The organism is Methylophaga sp. (assembly GCF_965655755.1).
Taxonomy (GTDB): Bacteria; Pseudomonadota; Gammaproteobacteria; order Nitrosococcales; family Methylophagaceae; genus Methylophaga.
The window spans coordinates 1-7,641 of the sequence record NZ_CBFHHW010000051.1 but is presented as its reverse complement, the minus strand read 5'-3'; the positions used below and the strand labels follow the sequence as shown (position 1 = coordinate 7,641).

The 7,641-nt window shown below is 48.4% G+C and carries 7 protein-coding genes and 1 pseudogene; 3 read left to right on the top strand and 5 right to left on the bottom strand.

From position 1 onward, the window contains the following. The 3 genes and pseudogenes from ACTF5U_RS11940 to glyQ all read right to left on the bottom strand — a co-directional run. Positions 1–99, bottom strand: a pseudogene (locus ACTF5U_RS11940) (D-glycero-beta-D-manno-heptose-1,7-bisphosphate 7-phosphatase); the annotation flags it as partial. Positions 100–111: 12 nt separating this feature from the next. Next, positions 112–2,190 (bottom strand): glycine--tRNA ligase subunit beta, encoded by a 2,079-nt coding sequence (glyS, locus tag ACTF5U_RS11935; RefSeq protein WP_438971857.1) that lies wholly within the window; start codon positions 2,188–2,190, stop codon positions 112–114. Continuing rightward, on the bottom strand, positions 2,187–3,125 hold the full coding sequence (gene glyQ / locus ACTF5U_RS11930; RefSeq protein ID WP_438971856.1) for a glycine--tRNA ligase subunit alpha: 939 nt from the start codon (positions 3,123–3,125) through the stop codon (positions 2,187–2,189). Before glyQ ends, glyS begins: the two co-directional genes overlap by 4 nt. A 191-nt stretch (positions 3,126–3,316) precedes the next feature. Between glyQ and gshB the strand changes: the two genes are divergently transcribed. The 3 genes from gshB to ACTF5U_RS11915 are packed head-to-tail and all read left to right on the top strand — an operon-like array spanning position 3,317 to position 6,333. Then, on the top strand, positions 3,317–4,264 hold the full coding sequence (gshB, locus tag ACTF5U_RS11925; protein WP_438971855.1) for a glutathione synthase: 948 nt from the start codon (positions 3,317–3,319) through the stop codon (positions 4,262–4,264). After that, positions 4,261–5,301 (top strand): FAD:protein FMN transferase, encoded by a 1,041-nt coding sequence (locus ACTF5U_RS11920; protein WP_438971854.1) that lies wholly within the window; start codon positions 4,261–4,263, stop codon positions 5,299–5,301. The genes gshB and ACTF5U_RS11920 overlap by 4 nt, the downstream gene beginning before the upstream one ends. A 9-nt stretch (positions 5,302–5,310) precedes the next feature. Next, positions 5,311–6,333 carry a TonB family protein gene (locus ACTF5U_RS11915; protein WP_438971853.1) on the top strand — a complete coding sequence of 341 codons (1,023 nt, stop codon included), beginning with the start codon at positions 5,311–5,313 and terminating at the stop codon, positions 6,331–6,333. 37 nt (positions 6,334–6,370) lie between these two features. Here ACTF5U_RS11915 and ACTF5U_RS11910 read toward each other — a convergent pair whose 3' ends face one another. Further along, the gene (locus ACTF5U_RS11910) at positions 6,371–6,805 is read right to left on the bottom strand and encodes a host attachment protein (protein ID WP_438971852.1); all 435 of its coding nucleotides are present in this window, start codon (positions 6,803–6,805) and stop codon (positions 6,371–6,373) included. A gap of 176 nt (positions 6,806–6,981) precedes the next feature. Beyond that, positions 6,982–7,590: a CYTH domain-containing protein gene (locus ACTF5U_RS11905; RefSeq protein ID WP_438971851.1), complete on the bottom strand. Its 609-nt coding sequence runs from the start codon at positions 7,588–7,590 to the stop codon at positions 6,982–6,984. Positions 7,591–7,641 lie beyond the last annotated feature (51 nt).

The window sequence follows — 7,641 nt, the reverse complement described above, 5'->3', positions numbered from 1 at the left end:
CAGACTTCCTTCTATGGGCTCCCATTCTGCTGGGTTTTTGATGAACTCATCAGAGTCATGATTAATCACACCATCTCGGTCCAGAATAATCAACGACATACGCTGCTCCTGTTATTCCTGCAGGCAAGAAATATCAGCCACACCCAGAAATAATGCTCGGGTCTGGTTCAGTAAAGCCAGACGATTTTGCCTGACGGCTTCATCATCCGCCATCACCATCACTTGGTCAAAAAACGCGTCGATTGTTTCCCGCATACCCGCCAGATAATTCAATACACCGGTATAGTCTGCCTGAGCAGAAAGAGGCGCAAGATCCTGCTCCGCTTGTGTCAGTTTCTCTGCCAGCGCTTTTTCTGCAGCCTCCTGCAGCAAGGATTCATCTACTGACAAACCTTCTGCTTCCGCATCATTCTTGCGCAGGATGTTGCCTATACGTTTATTTCCTGCCGCCAGAGATTCAGCCTGCTCCAATTGACGGAAAGCCGCCACCGCTTTGAGGCGTTGCATAAAGTCCAAAGGACGGCTTGGTTTAACAGCCAGCACCGATTCAAACTCATCGGCTTTACTGCCTTGCTCTATGGCATAGCCGCGCAACCTGTCATAGAAATACTGCATAACCTGACTGGTGACGTCTTTTTCAGTCAAGCTATCACCACAAGTATCTGCCGCAAAGTCGACCAGAGAAGCCAAATCCAGATCCAGCTTGTTTTCAATAATAATACGAAGTACACCCAGCGCTGCACGACGCAGAGCAAAGGGATCTTTCACACCCGATGGCGGTTGGCCAATACCAAACAAGCCCGTTATGGTGTCCAGTTTTTCAGCCAGGCTCACCGCTTGTCCGGTGCGTGTTGCTGGTAGGTTATCACCGGCAAATCGTGGCAGATATTGTTCATCCAGCGCTTCAGCAACTTCATTATCTTCGCCATCAAGACGCGCATAGTATCGGCCCATGATGCCCTGTAGATCAGGGAACTCACCGACCATTTCCGTGACAAGATCACATTTTGCCAACATCGCTGCACGCTCAGCCAAGGCTGGTTCACCGTCGATCTGTCTCGCAATCTCGGCAGCCAGTTTTGCCACACGCTGTGACTTGTCATGTACTGTGCCCAGTTTATTCTGAAACACAATGGTTTTAAGCTGTTCCTGACGAGTGGCCAGTGGCTGTTTCCGATCAGTATCCCAGAAAAAAGCAGAGTCACTTAAGCGCGGTAGAATCACACGCTCATTACCCGCAATGACCTGAGCCGGATCCTGACTGGCAATATTACTCACCGTAATAAAATGCGGCAGCAGATCGCCTTTTTCAGATCGGACAGCAAAATATTTCTGATGGCCTTCCATCGATGAAATCAAAGCTTCCGGCGGTAACGCTAAAAAGCGCGTGTCAAAATTACCCGCCAAGGCGACCGGCCATTCCACCAAACCAGTTACTTCTTCCAGTAAATCAGGGTTAATGACGGCTTCACCACCAAGCTGATCAGCCAATTCTTTCACCTGCGAATGGATGATTTGCTTACGGGCATCATAATCCACCAGCACATGCCCTTCTGTTTCCAGTTGGGGTGCATACGTCATTGGTGACGTGATCATGATGGGCTGTGGATTGTGGAATCGGTGACCACGACTCATGCGATCGGAACGCACGCCCAATAACTCGACGGGGACAACCTCATCACCTAACAGCACCACCAACCAATGGACCGGACGCACAAACTCACCCGGCAAATCACCCCAGCGCATACGCTTGGGGATAGGCAGATCATTCAAAGCCTGTTGGATAATCTCAGGGAGTAACGAGGTGGTTTCTGCGCCTTCCTGTTGTTGCTTGAAAACCAGCCAGGCGCCTTTATCCGTTTTCATGGTTTCCAAATCATCGACATCAATGCCACAGGATTTAGCAAACCCCAGTAACGCTTTTGTCGGATTACCATCTTCATCAAAGGCGGAAGTGACAGCCGGACCACGACGTTCAGCAATACGATCCTGCTGGCGCGTCTGTAAATGACTGATAACCAGCGCCAGACGACGTGGTGTCGCATAAGCTGTGATATCGCCAAAGCTGAGATCGGCCTTTTTCAGGCCTTGTTCAACACCTTGATGAAAGGCATTGCTCAGCTTTGCCAGCGCTTTAGGTGGCAACTCTTCCGTGCCCAACTCAATCAATAAGTCCTGCGTCTCCTTCATTCCTGAGCCTCCGGTTGTGATTCCTGCACCATCGGGAAACCCAGTGACTCACGTCGATCGTAGTAAGCCTGTGCCACGGCACGTGCCAGTGTTCTCACACGCAGAATAAAGCGTTGTCTTTCGGTAACCGAAATCGCTTTACGTGCATCCAGCAGATTAAACGTATGAGAGGCTTTTAAGACCAGCTCATAAGCAGGCAATGGCAGGCCGGCTTCTATCATTCGCTGACTCTCGCTTTCGCAGGTATCAAAGGTTCGGAATAAGTGCTCAACGTCAGCATGTTCGAAATTATATTCCGACATTTCCACTTCATTTTGCAGGAAAACATCACCATAGGTCACGGTCCCCATTGGACCATCAGCCCAGATAAGATCATAAACACTGCTGACGCCTTGCAGATACATCGCGATACGTTCCAAGCCATAGGTGATTTCACCGGTGACCGGACGACATTCAAGCCCACCCACCTGCTGGAAGTAGGTGAACTGTGTCACCTCCATGCCATTCAGCCAGACTTCCCAGCCCAGCCCCCAGGCACCCAGCGTAGGCGATTCCCAATTATCTTCCACGAACCGGATATCATGCACGGAAGTATCGAGTCCCAGCATTTCCAGCGAGCCAAGATACAGTTCCTGAATATTAATCGGTGATGGTTTCAGAACAACCTGAAACTGATAATAATGCTGCAGACGATTCGGGTTTTCACCATAGCGGCCATCGGTGGGACGACGCGATGGTTGCACATAGGCAGCACTCCATGGCTCTGGTCCAATGGCGCGCAAAAATGTTGCCGGATGGAATGTGCCGGCCCCTACTTCCATATCATAAGGTTGCAGTAGCACACAGCCTTGTTCAGCCCAGTACTTTTGCAGCCTCAGAATCAGTTCCTGAAAGGTTCTTGGCGTCTCCGCCTTCATCACCGCTTTATTAGTCATTAGCTCGATTTCATAATCCAAAGTCAAAACCCTTGCGATTATAGCGAATCCGGAGCCTGCTTGTAGAGTCAGGCCTAAGATAAAAGTAAAAATTGCTTCATAATGGCATGACAAAAGCGGTCTGTCTTAGGTTAGAAATAAGGCGAATCAGGTACAATGCGTTCCAACGCCTCCGAATACAGAGTAAAACTATGCAACGTTCTATCGGCATCGTTATGGATCCCGTAGCCAGGATCAATATCAAAAAAGACAGCAGCTTTGCGATGCTTTTGGCGGCCCAGGCCAAAGGTTGGCAAATTTTATACATGGAACAGCAAGATCTGTTTCTACGTGACGGCCATGTGTTTGCAGAAATGCGGCCATTAGAGGTATTTGAAAACGCTGACAAGTGGTTTGAGCTCGGCGACATGCAAACCCGGCCCATCACTGATGTCGAAGCAATCCTGATGCGCAAAGACCCGCCGTTTGATATGGAATACGTTTACAGCACATACCTACTGGAACAGGCTCAGGCTGCCGGTGTAGTCATAGTGAATGATCCGCAAAGCCTGCGTGATGCCAATGAAAAGTTATTCACTGCCTGGTTTCCCCACTGCTGCCCTCCTACACTGGTCACACGTCAGAAGCACCTGATCCGTGAATTCCAACAAACACATGGAGACATTATTCTGAAACCGTTGGATGGCATGGGCGGCGCATCTATATTCCGGGTTAATCAAGGTGATCCAAACTTTTCTGTGATTGTCGAAACGCTGAGTGAGCATGGTCAACAATCGATCATGGCACAGAAATACCTCCCAGAAATCAGTGACGGTGATAAACGTATTCTGCTGATTGATGGCGAGCCCGTTCCTTATGCTCTGGCCCGTATTCCTGCGGATGGCGAAACCCGCGGTAATCTTGCTGCAGGTGGTAGAGCAGAAGGACGCCCCTTAACCGAACGAGATCGATGGATTTGTGCACAAGTTGGCGACAAGTTACGGGAAAAAGGATTAATCTTCGTCGGACTTGACGTCATCGGTGATTATTTAACCGAAATTAATGTCACCAGCCCGACCTGTATCCGTGAACTTGATCGTCAGTTTGGCATCGATATCGCGGGTGATTTAATGAATGCGATTGAAAAAAGACTCAAATGAAAATTGTTCCTCTATTGTTAGTTCTTACCTGCCTGCTCGCTGCCTGTGGTGACTCTGATCGTGCCAGGCAGGCAAAATTTTATGCTTTTGGCACAGAAATCGATGTCAGCATTTACGGTGTTGATAATGAAACTGCCGAAAAAACTGTCGAAGCTTTGGAAAATGCTTTCAATAACGTCAACGACACCTGGCATGCATGGCAACCCAGTACCTTGACCCGTATTAATGAAGCCATCGCCAAAGGCGAGTCTATTGAGGTTTCGGCTGATGTGACCGCGGTCATTGAAGAAGCCACTTCATATGCCCACGACAGTCAGCATCTGTTTAACCCTGCCGCCGGAAAATTATTTGAACTATGGGGTTATCACCGGGATAACTGGTTTGAATCCAGACCGCCGCCGTCACGTGATCAGATAAAAGCCTGGTTACAAGCTTCCCCGACAATGGAAGATGTACATATCAACAAGGGTGTACTCAGCAGTAACAACAACATGGCTAAACTAGGTTTTGGTGGCTTTGCCAAAGGCACCGCTGTTGATGCAGCCATAACCGCCTTAAAAGATCAGGGTATCAAGAATGCCATCATTAATATCGGTGGCGATCTACGTGCCATTGGGAGTCATGGTGATAGGCCATGGCGAATAGGTATTCGTCATCCCCGAAAAGAAGGCGGCTTGATGGCCTCTATAGCACTGAATCAGGATGAAAGCGTATTTACTTCCGGTGACTATGAACGTTATTTCACCTATGAGGGTAAACGTTATCCCCATATCATTGACCCACGCACCGGCTACCCGGCCAGCGATAATATCTCAGTAACAGTGCTCCATCAGCAGGCGGCACGTGCTGATGCAGCGGCAACAGCATTAATAGTCGCGGGTAAGGAGTGGCCGCAAATTGCTGCTTCCATGGGAATTGATCATGTTATGCTCATGCGAGCTGATGGACAGATTGAAATGACGCCTTTGATGGCTGAACAAGTCAACCTGATCAATCCTTCACAAGAACCGCTGATTCGTCAGATAACAACACCCTAATTCAGAACTATGGCAAAAAGCACTGCCTCAGATCGACTGGTATTTACCATTCTCATTTCCATTATCATTCATTTGATTGTGGTGCTGGGGATTAGTTTTGATGTATTTTCTGAACCAACCAACGCGCCAGTCAACAATCTCGATATTACGTTAGTCGAACAGCAAGATAAGATTAAACCTGAAGAAGCCGACTTTCTGGCTCAGGCTGACAATGAAGGGGGGGGTGAGATGGACACGCCATCACCGGAACCTACACCGGATATGCCCGTTCCTGTTGCTGAAGAAGAGCCGGCATCAGAACCTGTTTCACCTCTTCCCATAGTCAATCCTGAACCAGAACCGGTTCCAGTCATTGAACCTGATCCTGCACCGGAGCCACCCACACCTGAACCGGTGACACCTGAACCGCCTACAGATGAGCCGAAACCAGCACCGCCTGAACCGGTCAAACCGCAACCAGAAAAAAGCGTGAAAAAAATTACTCAGGAAGAAGCCGAACGACAAGTACAAGAAGTGGAGACCCCGGCAACTGAAGCGGAACCGGAAGCCGAGGCAGCACCAGAGCCTGAACCGCGCCCCTCGGCCCGCGATATGATGCTACAAGCCAGAGGGGAAATTCACGAGTTGCAGGATAAACTCGACAAAAGCACTATGGCGTTGAGTAAGCGGCCTAAAAAACGCCGTATATCTGCCTCAACCAAAGAATTTGCCGCCGCTGCATATATGCGTTCATGGGAAATGAAAGTCGAACGTATCGGTAATATGAACTACCCACAAGAAGCCCGTCAAAAAGGACTCACTGGTAGTCTGATGTTGTCGGTGGATATCAATCCGGATGGCAGTGTACCTTCTGGTGGTATCGTTATATCACGCTCTTCTGGTCACACTGTGCTGGATGATGCTGCTGTAAGAATTGTTAGGCTTGGCGCACCCTATGCTGCTATTCCTGACGATGTTTTGAGAGATAACGACATGTTAACCATTATCCGTACATGGAAATTTGAGACCGGCAGAGGTTTGTCTACTCGCTAGATAATGCCGGCGACCTTTAGCCGCCGGCATTGATTGATCAGTGAAATAAATAGTCGCGGATTTCCGCTTCGCTTTTTTGGACCAGATTTTTGTTGATGGTCTGACTAATATGCTTTTGAGTCACATTGCCCAGACTCTGTTTTAATACACCCAAAAATCCAGGTGACGAAATTAAAACCAGATCGTTATAATCGCCGACGCGTCGCGCGTTCTCGAGTCGTTCGCCCAGATCATGGGCAAAGTGCATAACCTCAGTTTCTTTTGGTTCTGTTCTCGGCTCCATGGCATGACGCCCCCCCTGTCCGTGACTGTCAAAACTACGTCCCGGCTCATCCGTTACAAGTTCTTCATCCTTGAATCGACTGGCCACATTGACCATATCATCAACTTCTTTGAGCGGGGTGGTTCGGCTTTCTACCGAAAAGATTCTGGCGCGACTGCTTTCAGCTACCACGATCCATTTTTTCTTCATAGTCGATACTCCTTCTCGCTTAAGTGAATCCATCAACACAAAATAGCAAGCGGATAAACTATTCTGTGATTGAGTTGAGTAAAGAAGTGTTCCATCGACTATAACAAAGATCCAGGGCAAATGCCTGTCATATTTCACAAAAAAATGGCGTAATTATTTTCTTTATTTTCAGTATCTTACGATAAAGAGTAGCCTATCCCTGCTTTACTCATATCGCTGTACTCAAGTGGTAAAGCGCGTTTAAGCGACTCAGCCAATTGCTGGCATTTTTTTATGTCACCTTTTTTTAATTCCAGCTCGATTTCATGGATAGCCTGCTCTCTATTACCCGCATGAACTTTCCCGACATCGTAAGCCATTTCAATCTGAGTGCCATCATCAAGACGTAATGGCAAAACTAAGCGACTAAAATCGGTTGTAAAAACCGGCGCAATGGCATCCCAGACAGCCTTATTCTCTAACAATGGTGCCAGGTCAGTTTCCGCAAGTCTGGCAAGGTCAAACTCAGGCCCAGCAATTTCATGTTCCCACTCTTTTCTTTGATGCAGACCATCGCTCGCCTGTCCGCTGCATTTGACCGTCTGCAACCATTGTTGATCAACCTGACGCAGGCGCAGGCCAACACCAAATTCCATTAACGCCCTGTCCGGGGTATCAAAATACGTACTCAACAAATGCTGCGGATAAGGGGTCGATTCTAATAAGTCATTCAGCCAGACCAATCCGGATAAATCCAGCTCGGCTTCCTGCATGACTCTCAGTTTGATTTCCTGTTCAAGACTCATCGTTGCAGAAGCGGTTTGAGGTATTTTCCGGTATAGGAATCGCTATGTTCA

Excerpts from the sequence above, each read along its gene's own strand:
- ACTF5U_RS11920 (WP_438971854.1), top strand. The coding sequence starts at position 4,261 with ATGAAAATTGTTCCTCTATTGTTAGTTCTTACCTGCCTGCTCGCTGCC.
- ACTF5U_RS11905 (WP_438971851.1), bottom strand. The coding sequence starts at position 7,590 with ATGAGTCTTGAACAGGAAATCAAACTGAGAGTCATGCAGGAAGCCGAG.
- glyS (WP_438971857.1), bottom strand. The coding sequence starts at position 2,190 with ATGAAGGAGACGCAGGACTTATTGATTGAGTTGGGCACGGAAGAGTTG.
- ACTF5U_RS11910 (WP_438971852.1), bottom strand. The coding sequence starts at position 6,805 with ATGAAGAAAAAATGGATCGTGGTAGCTGAAAGCAGTCGCGCCAGAATC.
- ACTF5U_RS11915 (WP_438971853.1), top strand. The coding sequence starts at position 5,311 with ATGGCAAAAAGCACTGCCTCAGATCGACTGGTATTTACCATTCTCATT.
- glyQ (WP_438971856.1), bottom strand. The coding sequence starts at position 3,125 with ATGACTAATAAAGCGGTGATGAAGGCGGAGACGCCAAGAACCTTTCAG.
- gshB (WP_438971855.1), top strand. The coding sequence starts at position 3,317 with ATGCAACGTTCTATCGGCATCGTTATGGATCCCGTAGCCAGGATCAAT.